18 protein-coding genes are annotated in these 17,241 nt (G+C 27.7%); 16 read left to right on the top strand and 2 right to left on the bottom strand.

Features of this window, described 5'->3' with window-relative positions:
• Window positions 1-86 precede the first annotated feature (86 nt).
• From LW893_RS03590 to LW893_RS03620, 7 genes are all read left to right on the top strand, one after another.
• Window positions 87-881, top strand: a complete 795-nt coding sequence (locus tag LW893_RS03590; RefSeq protein ID WP_233055861.1) for a ParA family protein — start codon at window positions 87-89, stop codon at window positions 879-881.
• Window positions 881-1,714, top strand: coding sequence for a ParB/RepB/Spo0J family partition protein (locus LW893_RS03595; RefSeq protein WP_233055862.1), 834 nt, complete (start codon window positions 881-883; stop codon window positions 1,712-1,714). The genes LW893_RS03590 and LW893_RS03595 overlap by 1 nt, the downstream gene beginning before the upstream one ends.
• Before the next feature lies 1 nt (window position 1,715).
• Window positions 1,716-2,864: an aminotransferase class V-fold PLP-dependent enzyme gene (locus LW893_RS03600; RefSeq protein WP_233055863.1), complete on the top strand. Its 1,149-nt coding sequence runs from the start codon at window positions 1,716-1,718 to the stop codon at window positions 2,862-2,864.
• A 53-nt stretch (window positions 2,865-2,917) separates the two neighbouring features.
• On the top strand, window positions 2,918-3,361 hold the full coding sequence (locus tag LW893_RS03605) for a DUF4446 family protein (RefSeq protein ID WP_233056244.1): 444 nt from the start codon (window positions 2,918-2,920) through the stop codon (window positions 3,359-3,361).
• The gene (locus LW893_RS03610) at window positions 3,361-4,239 is read left to right on the top strand and encodes a diacylglycerol/lipid kinase family protein (protein WP_233055864.1); all 879 of its coding nucleotides are present in this window, start codon (window positions 3,361-3,363) and stop codon (window positions 4,237-4,239) included. Before LW893_RS03605 ends, LW893_RS03610 begins: the two co-directional genes overlap by 1 nt.
• Before the next feature lie 8 nt (window positions 4,240-4,247).
• Window positions 4,248-5,222 carry a phosphate acetyltransferase gene (pta, locus tag LW893_RS03615; protein WP_233055865.1) on the top strand — a complete coding sequence of 325 codons (975 nt, stop codon included), beginning with the start codon at window positions 4,248-4,250 and terminating at the stop codon, window positions 5,220-5,222.
• A 776-nt stretch (window positions 5,223-5,998) separates the two neighbouring features.
• Window positions 5,999-6,445 carry a GNAT family N-acetyltransferase gene (locus LW893_RS03620; RefSeq protein ID WP_233055866.1) on the top strand — a complete coding sequence of 149 codons (447 nt, stop codon included), beginning with the start codon at window positions 5,999-6,001 and terminating at the stop codon, window positions 6,443-6,445.
• 3 nt (window positions 6,446-6,448) lie between these two features.
• Here the strand turns inward: LW893_RS03620 and LW893_RS03625 are convergent, their stop codons facing one another.
• Complete coding sequence (locus LW893_RS03625) at window positions 6,449-6,919, bottom strand: hypothetical protein (protein WP_233055867.1); 471 nt, start codon at window positions 6,917-6,919, stop codon at window positions 6,449-6,451.
• A gap of 142 nt (window positions 6,920-7,061) precedes the next feature.
• Here LW893_RS03625 and LW893_RS03630 point away from each other — a divergent pair, with 142 nt between their 5' ends.
• The 7 genes from LW893_RS03630 (at window position 7,062) to LW893_RS03660 (ending at window position 14,360) form a co-directional block, all read left to right on the top strand.
• The gene (locus LW893_RS03630; RefSeq protein ID WP_233055868.1) at window positions 7,062-7,742 is read left to right on the top strand and encodes a response regulator transcription factor; all 681 of its coding nucleotides are present in this window, start codon (window positions 7,062-7,064) and stop codon (window positions 7,740-7,742) included.
• A 2-nt stretch (window positions 7,743-7,744) separates the two neighbouring features.
• The gene (locus LW893_RS03635) at window positions 7,745-8,647 is read left to right on the top strand and encodes a sensor histidine kinase (protein WP_233055869.1); all 903 of its coding nucleotides are present in this window, start codon (window positions 7,745-7,747) and stop codon (window positions 8,645-8,647) included.
• Between the two features lie 370 nt (window positions 8,648-9,017).
• Entirely contained in the window at window positions 9,018-9,824 is an 807-nt protein-coding gene (locus tag LW893_RS03640) for a Fic family protein (protein WP_233055870.1), read from the top strand.
• Window positions 9,825-9,833: 9 nt separating this feature from the next.
• On the top strand, window positions 9,834-10,439 hold the full coding sequence (locus LW893_RS03645; protein WP_233055871.1) for a hypothetical protein: 606 nt from the start codon (window positions 9,834-9,836) through the stop codon (window positions 10,437-10,439).
• Window positions 10,440-10,810: 371 nt separating this feature from the next.
• Entirely contained in the window at window positions 10,811-11,461 is a 651-nt protein-coding gene (locus LW893_RS03650) for an MmcQ/YjbR family DNA-binding protein (RefSeq protein ID WP_233055872.1), read from the top strand.
• A 153-nt stretch (window positions 11,462-11,614) separates the two neighbouring features.
• Complete coding sequence (locus tag LW893_RS03655) at window positions 11,615-12,379, top strand: ABC transporter ATP-binding protein (protein WP_233055873.1); 765 nt, start codon at window positions 11,615-11,617, stop codon at window positions 12,377-12,379.
• A complete protein-coding gene (locus LW893_RS03660; RefSeq protein ID WP_233055874.1) occupies window positions 12,369-14,360 on the top strand; it encodes an ABC transporter permease in 1,992 nt (663 codons plus the stop codon). Before LW893_RS03655 ends, LW893_RS03660 begins: the two co-directional genes overlap by 11 nt.
• Before the next feature lie 96 nt (window positions 14,361-14,456).
• Here LW893_RS03660 and LW893_RS03665 read toward each other — a convergent pair whose 3' ends face one another.
• Window positions 14,457-15,395: a phosphotransferase gene (locus tag LW893_RS03665; RefSeq protein WP_233055875.1), complete on the bottom strand. Its 939-nt coding sequence runs from the start codon at window positions 15,393-15,395 to the stop codon at window positions 14,457-14,459.
• 242 nt (window positions 15,396-15,637) lie between these two features.
• On the opposite strand from LW893_RS03665, the gene LW893_RS03670 reads away from it, so the two are divergent.
• Both LW893_RS03670 and LW893_RS03675 read left to right on the top strand, forming a co-directional pair.
• Window positions 15,638-16,180, top strand: a complete 543-nt coding sequence (locus LW893_RS03670) for an isochorismatase family protein (RefSeq protein WP_233055876.1) — start codon at window positions 15,638-15,640, stop codon at window positions 16,178-16,180.
• Window positions 16,181-16,191: 11 nt separating this feature from the next.
• A complete protein-coding gene (locus LW893_RS03675) occupies window positions 16,192-17,238 on the top strand; it encodes an LCP family protein (protein ID WP_233055877.1) in 1,047 nt (348 codons plus the stop codon).
• Window positions 17,239-17,241 lie beyond the last annotated feature (3 nt).

The following is a 17,241-nucleotide window of genomic DNA, read 5'->3' on the forward strand; positions in this document are numbered from 1 at the left end:
GTTTTTAAAAATTTTAACTGTTTTTATGTTATAATTATATATATTATATATAAATAGAAGAAAAATATAAAAACAAAGGAAATATTATGAAGATTTTTGATGCTTTTAAAAAGAAGAAAGAAATGAGAGTAATCTCTGTGTTTAACCAGAAGGGTGGCGTAGGCAAAACAACAACAGTTGTAAATCTTGCTTCTGCTTTGGGTTTTAATAAAAAGAAGGTATTGGTTATAGATATGGATCCTCAAGGTAATTCTACTTCAGGTTTAGGAGTAGAAGATCCAGAAGTAACTATTTATGATGTTTTAACTCATGAGAAAGAAATAAATGACACAATTATTCATACCAAATCAAAGAATGTTGATTTAATTCCAGCTAATGCTGATTTGTGTGGTTTAGAAATTGAACTTTTAAATGTAGATAAAAAAGAATATCTATTAAAGGAAGAATTACCTAAAATTCCTGAGAATTATGATTTCATAATTATAGACTGTCCGCCATCATTAAGCGTGCTTAGTATAAATTCTCTGGTATCATCACAAAGTGTGTTGATTCCAATACAATGCGAATACTATGCATTAGAGGGTGTTAGCCAACTTATGAATACAGTTAATATAATAAGGAAGGGTTTAAATCCAGAATTAGAAATAGAAGGTGTATTACTAACAATGTATGATTCTAGAAATAATTTATCTGAGGACGTAAAGAACGAAACAGAAAATTATTTTAAGGATAAACTATTTGATACAGTTATTCCTAGAAATATAAGACTTGCAGAAGCACCAAGTTTTGGAGAAAGTATAATATATTATGATAAGAATTCAAAAGGGGCTATTGCTTATTTATCTTTAGCTAAAGAATTAATAAAGAATAGGAGAAAATAATGAAGAAAAAAGGTCTAGGCAGAGGTCTAGGATCTCTTTTAAGAGATGAAGACTTTATTACTGATGAAAATTTATTAACTGTTGATTTAGATAAGCTAATGGCTAGGGAAGATCAACCAAGAAAGAGTTTTGATGATGATAGTTTAAAGGAATTAGCTAACTCCATTAAAGCAGACGGAGTAATTCAACCAATTGTTGTTAGAAAGGTTGATGATAGATACGAAATTATTGCGGGTGAAAGAAGATTTAGAGCATCAAAACTTGCAGGACTTGAAAAAGTTCCAGTTGTTGTTAAAAATGTTAATGATAGAAAGGCGAGAGAACTTGCATTAGTTGAAAATATTCAAAGAGAGGACTTAAATCCTATTGAAGAAGCTATTTCGCTTAAAACTCTAATGGAAGAATATAAACTTACTCAACAAGAACTTTCTGATATAATAGGCAAGAGTAGATCATATATTGCTAATAATCTTAGACTTTTAAATCTATCTGACCATATTAAAGAGTATTTAATTCGTGGAGAATTAAGTCCAAGTCAGGGAAGAACATTACTTTCTTTAGAAACTGATGAAGAAAGAAATAAATATCTCGATAAGCTATTAGTAAAAGAAGTAAATATCAGAGATGTTGAAAAAAAGGCAAAACAAAGCAAAAACAAGACAGAAGATATCTTTATAAAGGATATTTGTGAGAGATTAACTGAAGTTTTAGATGCTAAGGTTAAGATTAACGAAAAGAAAAAAGGTGGACAAATAGAGATTAGCTACTTAAATGAAGCTGATTTACAAAGAATAATAGATTCTTTAATGAACATTTATAATTTGGAGAATTAATATGATATATCTAGATAATGGCGCAACAACTTTTCCTAAACCTAAGGTAGTAACAGACAAAATAATGGAATGTTATTTAGGTTATGCTGGTAATCCTGGACGTAGCGGACATAAACTTGCTATGAAAATGGATTTAGAGATTTACGAAACTAGAGAAAAGATATGTAAATTAATAAATGGAACTGAAGTTCTTAATGTAATATTTACTTTTAATGCAACTGATAGCTTAAATTTAGCAATTAAAGGTGTATTAGAAGAAGGAGACCATGTAATTACTACATCAATGGAACATAATTCTGTTTTAAGACCACTTAATCAATTAAGAAAAGATGGTAAGATAGAATTAAGTATTGTATATGCTGATGAAAAGGGATATATAGATCCTCAAAAGATTTTTGAAGCCTTAACTCCTAATACTAAGATGATTGTAACAACACATATGTCTAATGTATTTGGAACTATAGTTGATATTAAGGCAATTGGGGATTTCTGTAAGGAAAATAATATACTTTATCTTGTAGATGCTTCTCAATCAATTGGAGTATTAGATATTGATGTTCAAGAAATGAATATTGATTTACTAGCTTTTCCAGGACATAAAGCTCTTTTTGGCCCAATGGGAACAGGTGCTCTATATATAAAGGAAGGAATTATTGTTAAGCCATTAAAAGAAGGAGGAACTGGTAGTTATTCACATAGTATTGATCAACCAGATATATATCCTGACAGTTTAGAAAGTGGTACTCCTAATGGTGTTGGTATTATAGCTTTAGGTAAAGGAATAGACTTTATTAATGAAGTTGGCATTGAAAATATAAGAAATCACGAAATGAGTTTAAAGAATCATTTTATAGAACTTTTAAAAGATAATGAAGATGTAATTCTTTATGGTACTCTTGATGACAGACAAGGTGCTGTTGTGAGTTTAAATGTAAAAGATATGGATAGCTCTGAAATTTCTTATATATTAAGTGATGAGTTTGATATTTATACAAGACCTGGTTTTCACTGTGCGCCACTTGCTCATAAGACAATGGGTACTGAGGAACTAGGTGCTATTAGATTTAGTTTTGGATATTACAATACATTAGAAGAAATAGAAAAAACTGTCGAAGCTTTATTAAATATAATAGAAAGGAATAAAAAATAGTGAGTGCAATATTTGAATTTTTAAATTCTCATTCAGGAACATTTTTAATATTAGTGTTGTTTGTCTTATTATTTATCTCTTATCAATTCAGTCAAATAAATAGAAAGCTAAGTCTTCAAAAGAAAAAATACGATATGCTTTTAAGAGGTAGGGGAGAATTGAATATGGGAGAGCTTATACAAGCTCATTCAACAGATATTTTTGAGATGGAAAAAAAGGTAAATGAACTTGAATCAGAAATTAAAACAACAAAAAGTAAGTTTGCTTTTACATTTCAAAAAATTGGTTTTGTAAAGTATGATGCTTTTCACGACCTAAAAAATAAATTATCTTATACAATAGCAATATTAGACGGTTTTAATAATGGCCTATTACTAACTACTATTTATGGTAGAGAAAGCTGTATAACTTATGCAAAAGAGGTAAATGCTGGTATCGTAAACCAAGAATTATCTAAAGAAGAATATGAAGCTCTAAGGATGGCTTTAGAAAAATAATGAGAAAATTAATGTTCATTTTAAATCCTAATGCATCTGGATTTAAAAAATATGACTATAAAGAAGGCATTGAAGAATATCTTAAAGGCGTTAACCTAAATTTTGAATATGAGATAAAATGTTCTACTAAAGAGGGAGAATCCATTTTAATCGCAGAAAATGCAGTTAAAGACGGTTTTAACGAATTAATCGCAGTTGGTGGAGATGGAACAATCGCTGAAATAGGAGATGTAGCTGTAAGAAATAATTTAAAACTTGGTGTAATTCCTGCTGGTACAGCAAATGACTATTTTAACAGTCTCGGAGAAACTACTAACTTTGTAATCTGTATGGAAAAGATTATAAAAGGAAATACAACATTAATTGACTATGGAACATTTTTGGATAAATCATTTTTCAATATTGCGTCAGTAGGCTTTGATGCTGAAGTTAATGAATATGCTATAAAAGTAAAAAAGATTATAAAAAGTGGTCTTGCCTACAAAATTGGAATAGCTTTAGCTTTAATTCATCATAAAAGAAAGAGATACAAAATTATAGTTGATGATATTGAATATGAAGATGACTATTTCTTAATCGCAGTAGGAATCGGAAGTAAATATGGCGGTAAGATTAATATATTGCCATCTGCTGATATGAAAGACGGACTATTAGATATTTGTGCAATTAAGTACAAATCAAAATTTGATATAATTAAAAAGATAAAAACAATTATAAATGCAACTCATGTTAAAGAAGATATAACATCGTATTTCAAAGCAAAGAAAATTAAAATAATTTCAAAAAATATTGAAATTAACTTTGACGGAGAATATATGTCTGGAGTTGATGAAGTTGAATTTAAAATTAGTGATAAACAAGTTAAATTAATAATGTAGGGGGTATTATGAATATTTTTGAAGAATTAACAGGAAAAATCAAAGGAACAAATAAAAGAATTGTATTTCCTGAAGGTGAAGACAAGAGAGTTTTAGGAGCTTGTGTTAGATTAAAAAAAGATGGATTAGTTACTCCTATTGTTTTGGGAAATGTTGAAGAAATCAAAAAAACTGCAAAGGAATTAAATGTTAGTATTGATGATTTAGAAATAATTGATCCTTTAAAAGCAGAAGATTTTGATGAATTAGTTGAAAAATTTGTAGAACGTAGAAAAGGTAAAAATACAAAAGAAGAAGCTGAAACATTCTTAAAAGATGTAAATTACTATGGAACAATGATGGTACAAGTTGGAAAAGCTGACGGAATGGTAAGTGGAGCTGTACACTCAACTGGAGATACGGTAAGACCTGCACTACAAATCGTAAAAACTAAACCAAATGTTTCAAGAACAAGTGGGGCAATGGTAATGCTAGGTAAAAATGGCGAAAGATATGTTTTTGCAGACATAGCGATAAATATTACTTTAGAAGCAAAGGAATTGGCAGAAATAGCTGTTGAAACAGCAAAAACTGCTGAAATATTTGGAATAGATCCAAAAGTTGCTATGCTAAGCTTCTCAACAAAAGGCTCCGCAAAACATGAATTATCTCAAAAAGTTGTTGATGCTACACAAATCGCTAAAGAATTAGCTCCAGATTTAGCATTAGACGGAGAATTACAATTTGACGCAGCAATAGTTCCATCAGTTGGGGAACAAAAGGCAAAAGGCTCAAATGTTGCAGGACATGCAAATGTATTTATCTTCCCAGATTTACAATCAGGAAATATCGGATATAAAATAGCACAAAGACTTGGAGGATTTGAAGCAATAGGACCAATCCTACAAGGACTTAACAAACCAATATCAGATCTTTCAAGAGGATGTAACGAAGAAGATGTTTACAAACTAGCAGTAATTACCGCTGCACAAAGTCTTCAATAGAATTAAATATAAAATAGAAAAACAAAACCGAAATGGTTTTGTTTTTTTGTGGGGAAATTAGTATTGAAGATTTAATTTTAATATATCGAAGATATATAAAAACTTTATTTCTTTCAGAAATACTATTGCTTGTTTACAAGCAATAGTTGAGATCTCTCGACTACGCTCGAGATGACGTGCTGAGAAGTTTTGCTTTTCAATGTGCTATGACGTGAATTAGTTTATTTGATATAACATGTATTTATATAATTATGTAAATTTTTTATTATGTATAAAGTATTTTTGATGTTTATTTACTTTTAACGTCTGGCTAAAAATCGAAGATTGTTCTCTATACGTCATTTCGACCGGAGTGTAACGGAGTGGAGAAATCTCACACTTATGCTTGTATACAAGCATAAGTGAATGTATCGTAGATACATATAGAAATTTTTTATTTCTTTCAGAAATACTATTGCTTGTAAACAAGCAATAGTTGAGATCTCTCGACTACGCTCGAGATGACGTGCTGAGAAGTTTTGCTTTTCAAAGTGCTATGACGTGAAACATTTTTTACTCTCTATAAACTTGAAAAACAATACTAGGTCTGACGGGGTAATTGTATCATCAGATACAATTGCTCTGGAAATCTCATACTTTTGCTTTAGCAAAAGTAAATGTATCGCAGATACATCAAAATCAAATTCCAATCAACATAAAGTAAATAATTATTTTAAAAAGTTGAGTTTTTATTTAAAATTTGGTAAAATATCTTAAATTATTTTGGAGGTGAGTTTATGGAATGCTTGGATACTTCTTTTTTACAAAATGATGAAATAAAATTAGTTTTAGATAAATTTTATCCCGGAAATCTAGCTATCAATTGGGTTCCTGCATATAGCTTTTATATATGTGATTTAAAAGAAAACAAAATGGGGAAATGTGATTTGAGAATTGGAAATAATGAAGGACTTTTCTATGGTGGAAATATAGGATATACAATTGAGGAAAAACACAGAGGTCATCACTATTCAGTAAAAGCCTGTAAACTCCTTTTTGAACTAGCAAAAAAGCATGATATGGAATACTTATACATAACAGCTAATCCAGATAATCATGCTTCTAATAAAATATGTGAATATTTAAATGGTGAATTTTTAGGCATCTTTGAATTGCCCGAAGATAATGATATGAGAATAAACGACAACGAAACTCATAAATGTATCTATAAATTTGTGTTGTAAAATTTACTTTATTTCATAATCAATATGACGTTTTTTTAATTCTTTTAAAAAATAGTCATATTTTTTTTGCTCTTTATCCTTTGAAATATGTCCAATACCGAAAGTATATCTAAAAAATCTAGCTTTTAATTTAATAGATACCTTATAAGCACGATTACTTCTATAATTAGAAGTAGATATAATTTTTACACCTACAATATTATCTGTATCAATTGGAAACAAATGATTTGAAGTATATAATTTATCTCCATCAAAATAACAAATAATTTCATCAGGAAATTTTATTTTAAAAATAATTCTAGTAAAAATCATATATGCTAGAATAATATAAGCTATAATTAAAATAGCTACAATTAAATATTTAAAAATTCCGTAATATTCAGCAGAGAAAGCAGTATATAAGCTAAATATTCCTAAACATAAAAAAAGTATTAAACTAAAAATTGCTAAATATATTCTAGATTTATTTTTCATTTTTTTCCCCTTATAATTCAATCTTTTGCTATATTAATTCTACCATATTTGCTTTTAGTTGACTATATTTTAAATTATAATTATGCTATACTTATTTAAAGAAATTTAATTTTACGATAAAATACTCAAGGGAGTGATATTTTTGAAAATTTTAATTGTCGAAGATGATGAAAATATATTTGAAATGCTGAAAAAGGAACTTTTACTTTGGAATTATGAAGTAAAGGGGATTTCAAATTTCAATCAAATAGTCGAAGAATTTGTCGAATACCAACCACATTTAGTTTTAATGGATATTATGTTGCCATATAATAATGGTTATTTTTGGTGTGAGGAAATTCGTAAACATTCAAATGTTCCAATTATTTTCATTTCTTCAAAGAGTGAAAATATCGATATTGTAATGGGTATTCAATTCGGAGCTGACGACTATATAACTAAGCCGATAGATTTGAATGTAACTTTGGCAAAAATTAAAGCAATATTAAGAAGAAGCTATGATTTTACAAAGGACTTTGAATTTTTAAGTTTTGCAAATGTATTTTTATATATGGATAAGAATAAAGTGAAATATAATGACAACGAAATATCCCTTACAAATACGGAAACAACGATTTTGGAAACTCTTTTTAAAGCTAAAGGCGGAGTTGCTTCAAGGGAGTCAATTATGGAAAAATGTTGGCATGGAGATGATTATATTGACGATAATACTTTGGCAGTCAATATAACAAGACTTAGAAAGAAATTTGCAGATATTAAACTAAATGATTTTATCCAAACCAAAAAGGGAAGTGGATATTATCTAAATTCTAAAACGGAGTAAAAATGGATAAATTTAAAAACTATATTTCAAAAATTTTACCTGTAACGATAACAACAATTTTTATATTATCAGTATTTTGGATTGTTTTTTTACTTATGAATTTAAGCTTTGAAAGTTACTTCTTAGCCTTTGAAATAGTGGCTTTTTTCTATATGGTATATCTTTTATTTATAGCTTTTCTAAATAAAAAAGAGGAAAAACTAAAAAATCAGATACAGGAACTTGAAGAAACTAATTTGAAATTAAGAAATGACTTTTTAGAAAAAGAAAAAGAATTACAAGAGTATTTTTTAATTTGGATTCATCAGATAAAGACACCAATAACCGCAGGTAAATTAATCTGCGATGGCGATATTGAAAATGAAAATGTAAAAAATATAAAAAAAGAATTGATTTATATTGAAGACTATACAAATATGGCTTTAAGCTATCTTAAAATGTCAAAACACAATACGGATATGGACATTTCACTTGTGAATTTAGACGACATTATTAACCCTTTAATCAAAAAATATGCAATTCTCTTTATTTCAAATAATATAAAACTTGAATACAAAAAGCTTAATGTAAAAGTAATTACAGACAGCAAATGGTGTATGGTAGTAATTGAACAGCTATTATCAAATGCAATAAAATATACTAAAAATGGAACTGTTTCAATAACTTTTAATGAAAAAGAAAATTATCTAGAAATAAAAGACAACGGAATTGGAATTAAGGATTCGGATTTACCTAAAATTTTTGATAAAGGATATTCAGGCTTTAACGGAAGACAAAATCAAAAATCAACGGGAATAGGGCTATTTTTAGTTAAACAAATTTTGGATAAACTAGGACAAAAAGTTAAATTGGAATCAAAATTAGATGAAGGAACAAGTGTAAAAGTCTATTTTAATATAGATTAGGAGAAAATTATATTTTATGTATATAAGTCCTTCACAGGACTTACTATTGCTTATAAACAAGCAATAGTTGAGATCTTTCGACTACGCTCAAGATGACGTGTCGGGTGTATTTCTATGCAAGGTCCTATGACGTGAATTGTTTTGTTTTCTATGCAATTTTAAAAAATTTTTGAAGTTTATTTACAATTTACGTTAAGCTATCAAACGAAGATATTTCCCTTATACGTCATCTCGACCGAAATGAGTGAAACGAATGAAGTGGAGAGATCTCATACTTATGCTTGTATACAAGCATAAGTGAATGTATCGTAGATACATTCGATATAAACATCTTATTGTTTTTAATTTATTTACTAATTAGGAGAAAATTATGGAAAAAGATATTTTTGAAGAATATATTAAACATACAGAACCTGAAAAGAAAGAAAAAGCATATGCTTGGAGTATCGGTATCGGACTTCAAGATGTTGACGGAATTAAACCTTCAAAATATTTAATTGAAACTGCAAAACAAAATATTGAGGGAGAAATATCCCTAGAGCAAGCTGAAAAAATGATTACTGCTTATTATGAAGAAAAACCTAGCAGAGATGAAGAGAGAAATAAGGAAGCTGATGAAGTAGCTTTACGAATTACAAGAATTATTACAGAACCTGCTTTTTCTTTTACACCAAATGAATATTTATCCATTCACTATAGATTATTTAAAGGTATTTACGCTCATGCAGGACAAATAAGAGAATATAATATCACAAAAAAAGAGTGGATTTTAAATGAAAAAAGTGTTACTTATGGAAGTTTTAGCGAACTTTTTAAAACTCTAGAATATGATTTATCTCAAGAAAAAAGTTTTAATTACAAAAATTTGAATATGAATGAGATAATAAAGCATTTAGCTCTTTTTGTGTCAAGGCTATGGCAAATACATGTTTTTGCAGAGGGGAATACAAGAACAACTGCTGTTTTCTTTATAAAATATCTAAAAACTCTTGGCTTTGAAGTTGGAAATGAATTATTTTCAGAACATTCTTGGTATTTTAGAAACGCATTGGTCAGAGCGAATTACAATGATTTAAAAAATGGTGTTTTTGAAACTACAGAGTATTTAGAAAAATTTTTAAGAAATTTATTACTTGGTGAAAAAAATATATTAAAAAATAGAGATATGCATATATAGGAAAACTAAATGGAAATTAAAAGAGTTACAGAATACAATAATCCCTTATTTTCACAGATTGTTTTAAATCAAAGGGGAGCCTTTTTAATTGACGAAGAACCTTATGAAATAGAAATAATTTCTAGTGACAGTGCTTTGGTGAGAGGAAAAAATAGAGAAAATTATAAAAAACTCATTGAATATTTTAGATATTACTCTCCACATATAAATAATTTTTTTGATGAAAATAATAAAAAAATTATTTCTTTTGAAAAGAAGCCGGTTTTAACATTAGAAGTTGATAAAATTCAACCATCTCAATTTTATATTGATGAAGATAAAGTAAATACACTCGAAAATTTTATTAAAAATTCTAGGGATATTGTAATTCAAGTTGTAAAATCCCATGAGGGATATATCTGTGTTGATGGTCATACGAGGCTATTTATTGCTTTTTTAAAGAATTTTAAAACTGTTCATGCCATAGAAACTGAGTTTGATGATGATACCAACTACTTTGTTTCTCAAGCAAAGAAAAGAAATATCTTTACAATAAAAGACTTAAAACTTGTATCTCATAATGATTACAAAAAATTGTGGAACGATTTTTGTGATAGCTATTTTAATATAGATTAGGAGAAAATTATGTTTTATGTATATATAAGTCCTTCACAGGACTTACAATTATTTGTTTACAAATAATTGTAATGAGATCTCTCCATTTCGCTAACGCTCCAGTCGAGATGACGTGTTGGGGGATTTTCAGTGCAAAGTACTATGACGTGAAATATTTAGTTTTCAATCCAACTTTTAAATAATATTTGAAAATTATTTGCTTTTAACGTCTGGCTATTAAACGAAGCTTTCTCCTTATACGTCATCTCGACCGAAGTGAAACGGAGTGGAGAGATCTCTTACTTTTGCTTTAGCAAAAGTAAATGTATCGCAGATACATTCAACATATATATCTTATTGTTTTTAATTTATTTACTAATTAGGAGAAAATTATGTTTTACAATGAAATATTCGATAAAAATATTTTTAATTCTAAACTGGCAATTAAATATGGTTTTTCGAAGATTGGAGATTATTATATTTTACAGTCAAATATTGATGTGGAAAATTTTAATGCAATTATCAAAATAGGAAAAGAGTCCTTTGAAGTACAAGTTATTGAATTACCTTTTAATGAGGAATACATTTTATTTAATGTTTCAGACAGCAAAGGTAAATTCGTTTCAAAAATTAGAAAAAAAGTTAATGAACTTATTGAAGATATTGTAAACAGCTGTTTTACTTCTTTAGATTATAGAAAATTATTACTAGACTATGTCAAGGAAAAATACGGAACAATTCCTGAAGAACCTTGGGAAGATAATAACCATGCGACAATAAAAACACCAAATAGCAAAAAATGGTATGGAATTTTTATATCCGTTTCTTATAAAACTTTGGGATTAGAAAGAAACGGAAAGATAGATGTTTTAAATGTAAAACTTAATCCTGAACTTATAGAAAGTTTGATTGATAAAAAGCATTTTTTCCCCGCTTACCACATGAATAAAAAATACTGGATTTCAATTGTATTAGATTCAGATGTGGATTTAGATTTAGTTAAGAGCTTAATTGATGAGAGTTTTAAATTAGTTGAAAAATAATATAAAACTAATGGGAATTTCATACCTAACATTTCAATAACCTTACAAAATTGTAAGGTTATTTTTGTTTTTGTAATATTAGATAAATGTTTGACTTAAAAATTTTTGCTAAAATATTATTGTAAACGAAAATAATATTTTTTGGAGGTAATTATGAATATATTAGATGTTAGAAATTTAAAAAAGATTTATGGAGGAATGGGACGTGTAAAGACTGAAGCTCTTAAAGATGTAAATTTTTCTGTTGAAAAAGGAGAATTTATAGCAGTTATGGGAGAATCAGGAAGTGGTAAAACTACTCTTTTAAATATAATAGCAACTTTGGATAAGGCAACTGAAGGATCAGTTTTTATTGGAGGCAAGGATGTAAATTCATTAAGCAATTCCGAGGTTGCAAGTTTTAGACGTGAAAAGTTAGGATTTGTTTTCCAAGATTTTAATTTATTGGACTCTTTTTCAAACAGAGACAATATTTATCTTCCACTTGTTTTATCAGATGTTAAACCAGCAGTAATGAATGAAAAAGTGGGAGAGATTGCTCCTATTTTAAAGATTAGCGATGTTTTAGATAAATATCCTTACCAAGTTTCAGGTGGGCAAAAGCAAAGAGTTGCAATCGCTAGAGCAATTATAACTAAACCTGATTTACTTCTTGCAGATGAACCTACAGGAGCATTGGACTCAAAATCTGCTGATATAGTTATGAAAACTTTCTGCGATATAAATAACAGCGGACAAACAGTTTTAATGGTTACTCACTCTGTAAAATGTGCTGCTTTTGCAAAAAGGGTAATTTTCATAAAAGACGGTAGAGTTTATCATGAAATATACAAAGGTAGTGATGACAACTTAACTTTTGCAGAAAAAATAAATCAAGCTCAAATCATGTTAAACGGGGTGAATAACTATGAAAAGTAAAATGGCTTCTAAATTTGCTTTTAAAAATATGAAGGCAAATGCTTTGCTTTTAACTCCATTTTTAATAGCAAGTAGTATTATGGGAACTCTATTTTTTGTAATGGCTTCCCTTGGACAAAATCATTATATCGAAAAAAATCACGAATATATAGCAATGCTTATACAGTTTGGAATTTTTATAGTTGGAATATTCACTTTTATATTTATCATATATGCCAATAGCTTTTTAGCTAAGAGGAGAAATAAGGAATTTGCTCTATACGGAATTCTAGGTTTAGAGAAAAAACATATCGCTAAAATTATTTCAATAGAATATATCCTAAACTTTTTAACAGTTAGTTTCTTTTCAATAACAGGAGGATTTGTTCTTGGAAAATTAGCTTTTATTCTACTTAATAGAATAACTAAAAATATGACTGCAAAGATAATGGACTATAATTTTTCAAGTTCTTCTGCAATATTGACTTTAATTTTCTTAGGTATCATATTTGTATTAATATATTTAACAATGGTATTTAAGATTGGAAAATCAACTCCTATAGAACTCCTTTCAAAACAAAAAAAGGCGGAGGGAGAACCTAAAAGTAAGTTTATCCTTGGAACTTTAGGATTTATAATTCTATGTGTAGGGTACTATCTTTCGATTACATCAAAAGGAAGTATTAAAAGCTTTGGTAGATTTTTTCCTGCAGTTTTTGCTGTAATAATTGGAACTTATCTTATATTTATAGCTTTTAGTATTTTAGTTTTAAAATTATTAAAAAGAAATAGAAATTTATACTACAAATCAAAACATTTCCTTTCAATATCAGGAATGTTATACAGAATGAAGTCAAATGCTGTTTCTCTTGCAAGTATTGCACTTCTTTCAACTTCAATTATAGTTACTCTAGCTACAACATTAACTATAAATTCTAGTATAAAAGATTTTACAAATTCTATTCATCCAAAAGACTTTTATTTATCATCCTCAGTATCAGGAAATAATAAAGATATACTTAAAAATGGTGAAGAAATAAAAAATGAGATTTTAAAACTTTTAAATAAAGTATTAAAAGAAGATGAAAAAATTAAAAATTTAACAGTCAAAAAGACTAAGATGAATCCTGTAATAAATGAAAATGGAAAAATTACTCCTTTAGGTAAAAGAAGTGAATTAGCATCATTTTTAATCATTGAAACATTGGAAGATTTTAATAAAAACAACAATACAAATTACACTCTTAATGATGATGAGGTGTTATATTCCACTAACTCAAAAAATCTTAAAAATTATGACTCTATGGAATTTGCTGGAAAAAATTACAAATTAGTCAAAGTAAAAGACTTATATCCTAGAAATATAGCTGCTGATGGGATGATAATTATTGTAAAAGATAACGAAATTTTTATTAAAATGTTAGAAGAATATACTCCAGATATTGAAGACAATCTGATAGAATATTTTCTAGAATTTAATTTTGATTTAGATTCTACTGATAAAGAAACTTTTTATACAAGATTACAAAAAGATTATAACTTATTTGCTGAAACAAATAAAATATCTAGTGGTTCATATAGTTCAAAAGCTGAAGTTGATGCTTTCGCTTATGAATTAAATGGTGGTCTATTGTTTTTTGGAATGATAGTTGCATTAATTTTCATAACAGGAACAGTTTTAATCACATATTATAAACAAATTTCTGAGGGTTTTGAAGATAAACAAAATTATCAGATAATGAAAAATGTAGGACTTCCTGACTCGATAATCAAAAAGAGTTTAAGAGTACAGATACTGTGGATATTTTTCCTACCACTTGTTATAGCAACAATTCACTCATTATTCGCTTTTCCAATCTTATACAATATACTTGGAGGACTTGGATTCCAAAGTATAGGAATTTTTGCAATGAGTTTTGCGACAATTGTACTGGGCTTTTCAGTAATTTACTTTATAATTTACTCAATAACTTCAAGAGTTTACTATAAGATTATTAAATAAGAACCCCACCCTTCCACGATGCTTTGCATCGGGTGGGTACCCGGGAACCTTATTGTTTCACAATAAAAAAAATCACTGTTTTTACAGTGATTTTTTTTATCTATTTTTATCTAGCCATTCTTTAACTATTTTATAATAATCTCTTGCGTATTCATATTGTTTTGTAGCATATTCGCCAAAATGAACGCCGAAGTCTAATTTGTATTCACACCAATTGCTCCAAAGTAGTCCACATGAAGCAATATAGGCATATATTTTATTTTTTATAACTTCATCAACTTGTCCATTGAAATAAATATCAATTAAATTGTCTATTTGTTCTTTATCATAAAGTGAATATATACAGAACATTGCAATATCAATATCTGGATCTTGCATTGACGCATATTCCCAGTCGATTAAACGAAGAGATCCGTCTGGTGAGATTAAGAAGTTATCACAGTTTGCATCAATATGTGTTAAGCATTTTGGCTTTCTATTTTTTTCTATGAAATCTCTTAGGGAAAAAATATTTGCTTTTACTTCTTTATAATCTGGATAGATTGAGTTTTTGTTTTTCCATAATGATTCATAAAAATCAATTTTTTCAAATACGTCAAATTCATGTCCTACTTCCAATCCTAAAGAGTGTAACTCTTTAATTTTTTCCATACAAATTTTTAGGTCGTCATTATTTTTATCATCACAATTTCTTGAATTTTCAATGAATTTTGTAATTTTATATCCATTTTCAGCATTAATATATATTAAATCATCACAAATATTTTTATCTTTTATAAGAGAATAAACTTCTGCTTCTTGAACTCTATCAATAAGTTCAGATGTTCCTTCTCCTGGAATTCTCATAATATATCTAACATTATTTACTGTAAAAATAAATGAATTATTTGTCATTCCTTTTTTTAAAAGCTCAATTTTTTCAATTTTATCTTCTGAAACATTAAGCGTTTCGCAGATTATTGAAATTGCTTCTAAATGTGAATTTTCAATATCCTTGTATATACTTTTTAAAACTTCTAAATCTACTTTATTCATAACTACTCCTTTTAAAATCTATCTTTAACATTATATATTAATATTTTTATAAAATCAAATTTTTTACGAAAATAGACTAAAAAATTAAAAAAGTTGAAAAAAATGTATAGAGAGTGTATAATATAAAATAGTTTTACGGTAGAGTGTGCTATTTCTAGTTGTGAAACTAAATTATTACCATATATTCTATAAAAATTATCAAACTAAATTATGGTAATTAAATCTTAAATTTGGAGATTTCTATGAAAATTGAAAATACATTTTTACTGGTATTAGATATTCAAGAAAAATTAATGCCAGTTATTCAAAATAACGAAAAAATTATCAAATATACAAATATATTGATTAATGCTTGTAAAGAGCTTAATATTCCAGTAATTTATACTGAGCAATATCCAAAAGGACTTGGTGAAACAATTCCTGAGATTAAAGCTTCTTTAAACGAAACGAATGCGAAGTATTTTTCAAAGAACAGTTTTTCAGCCTATCCAGTTATTAAGGATGAAATTTTAAAACTTAAAGAAGATGGAAGATCATCTGTAATTATTACTGGTGTTGAAACTCATATTTGTATATATCAAACAATCAAAGATTTAAAGGACGAGTTTAAGGTTTATCTTCCTTTCGAATCAGTTGGTTCAAGAAATCCAGAAAACTATAAGAATGGTTTGGATTTAATTAAAGAAATGGGAGCGAGTGTTACTAATGTTGAAACTATTTTGTTTGATTTAATCAAATCATCAGAACATCCAAGTTTCAAAGTAATTAGTAAATTAATAAAGTAAGGGAGTTTTATATGAAAAAGAAATTTATAATAACCTTCATTATATCTTTAGTTCTTTTCGGTGGAATATTTTGGGTTGCCAATAGAATTTTAGATGTTATGGAGTTAACATCAAAAGTAGAATTTGTAGGAAATGATTTGGGTGAAGGTAATAATATAGAGCAACGTGTTGAAAATGAACTTTTATTCTTAGTTTTAGGTTTGGACAGTGATGACTTCAGTGGAGCGACAACTGAACAAAACAGAACTGATACTATGATTTTAGCAAAAGTTAATTTTGAAACAGGAAAAATTGATATGTTATCAATCCCTCGTGATTCAAGAGTAATGGTAAATGGAAAACTAGATAAGATAAACCATGCACACCATTATGGCGGTCTTAAAATGGCTATGAAAACTACAAGAGATTTCTTAAATCTAGATATAGACTATTATGTAAGAGTTAATTTCTTCTCAGTTAAGGACATTGTAGATGTTCTTGGTGGTATTGAAGTTGACGTTCCAGTTCAAGTTGACGTTGCTGAAGATAATATTCACTTAAAACCTGGTAAACAAATATTAAATGGTAAACAAGCTCTACAATTTGCAAGATTTAGAGCGGGATATACAGAAGGTGATCTTGGCCGTGTTAAATCTCAACAATTAATTATTAAGGCTTTAATAAAAGAATTAACAAAGGCTAAAAACATCGCTAAACTTCCAGAAATTTTAGAAGTTGTTAAAAAGACTGTAAATACAAACATTCCTTTCTCAACAATTGCTAAATTATCTTTAAAGGTTAAAAATTTAGGTGAAGATAAGATGCATACTGAAATAGTTCCTGGAGAAGCTGAATATATTCATAATACAAGTTATTATATTCCAAATCGTACAAAGTTAAATGCTCTTGTTAAAGAAATGTTTGGTGAATATTTGATTAATAAACAAAATGGAAATTCTCAAGTAGATACAGAAAATAATAATAACAAGAACAATAACAAGAATAATAATACTAACAATAACAATAGTAATACTAACAAAAATAACAAGAATAATAATAACAATAATAACAATAGATAATTC

Source organism: Parvimonas micra (assembly GCF_021300775.1).
Taxonomy (GTDB): domain Bacteria; phylum Bacillota; class Clostridia; order Tissierellales; family Peptoniphilaceae; genus Parvimonas.

Excerpts from the sequence above, each read along its gene's own strand:
- LW893_RS03590 (WP_233055861.1), top strand. The coding sequence starts at position 87 with ATGAAGATTTTTGATGCTTTTAAAAAGAAGAAAGAAATGAGAGTAATC.
- LW893_RS03595 (WP_233055862.1), top strand. The coding sequence starts at position 881 with ATGAAGAAAAAAGGTCTAGGCAGAGGTCTAGGATCTCTTTTAAGAGAT.
- LW893_RS03600 (WP_233055863.1), top strand. The coding sequence starts at position 1,716 with ATGATATATCTAGATAATGGCGCAACAACTTTTCCTAAACCTAAGGTA.
- LW893_RS03610 (WP_233055864.1), top strand. The coding sequence starts at position 3,361 with ATGAGAAAATTAATGTTCATTTTAAATCCTAATGCATCTGGATTTAAA.
- pta (WP_233055865.1), top strand. The coding sequence starts at position 4,248 with ATGAATATTTTTGAAGAATTAACAGGAAAAATCAAAGGAACAAATAAA.
- LW893_RS03620 (WP_233055866.1), top strand. The coding sequence starts at position 5,999 with ATGGAATGCTTGGATACTTCTTTTTTACAAAATGATGAAATAAAATTA.
- LW893_RS03625 (WP_233055867.1), bottom strand. The coding sequence starts at position 6,919 with ATGAAAAATAAATCTAGAATATATTTAGCAATTTTTAGTTTAATACTT.
- LW893_RS03635 (WP_233055869.1), top strand. The coding sequence starts at position 7,745 with ATGGATAAATTTAAAAACTATATTTCAAAAATTTTACCTGTAACGATA.
- LW893_RS03640 (WP_233055870.1), top strand. The coding sequence starts at position 9,018 with ATGGAAAAAGATATTTTTGAAGAATATATTAAACATACAGAACCTGAA.
- LW893_RS03645 (WP_233055871.1), top strand. The coding sequence starts at position 9,834 with ATGGAAATTAAAAGAGTTACAGAATACAATAATCCCTTATTTTCACAG.
- LW893_RS03650 (WP_233055872.1), top strand. The coding sequence starts at position 10,811 with ATGTTTTACAATGAAATATTCGATAAAAATATTTTTAATTCTAAACTG.
- LW893_RS03655 (WP_233055873.1), top strand. The coding sequence starts at position 11,615 with ATGAATATATTAGATGTTAGAAATTTAAAAAAGATTTATGGAGGAATG.
- LW893_RS03660 (WP_233055874.1), top strand. The coding sequence starts at position 12,369 with ATGAAAAGTAAAATGGCTTCTAAATTTGCTTTTAAAAATATGAAGGCA.
- LW893_RS03665 (WP_233055875.1), bottom strand. The coding sequence starts at position 15,395 with ATGAATAAAGTAGATTTAGAAGTTTTAAAAAGTATATACAAGGATATT.
- LW893_RS03670 (WP_233055876.1), top strand. The coding sequence starts at position 15,638 with ATGAAAATTGAAAATACATTTTTACTGGTATTAGATATTCAAGAAAAA.
- LW893_RS03675 (WP_233055877.1), top strand. The coding sequence starts at position 16,192 with ATGAAAAAGAAATTTATAATAACCTTCATTATATCTTTAGTTCTTTTC.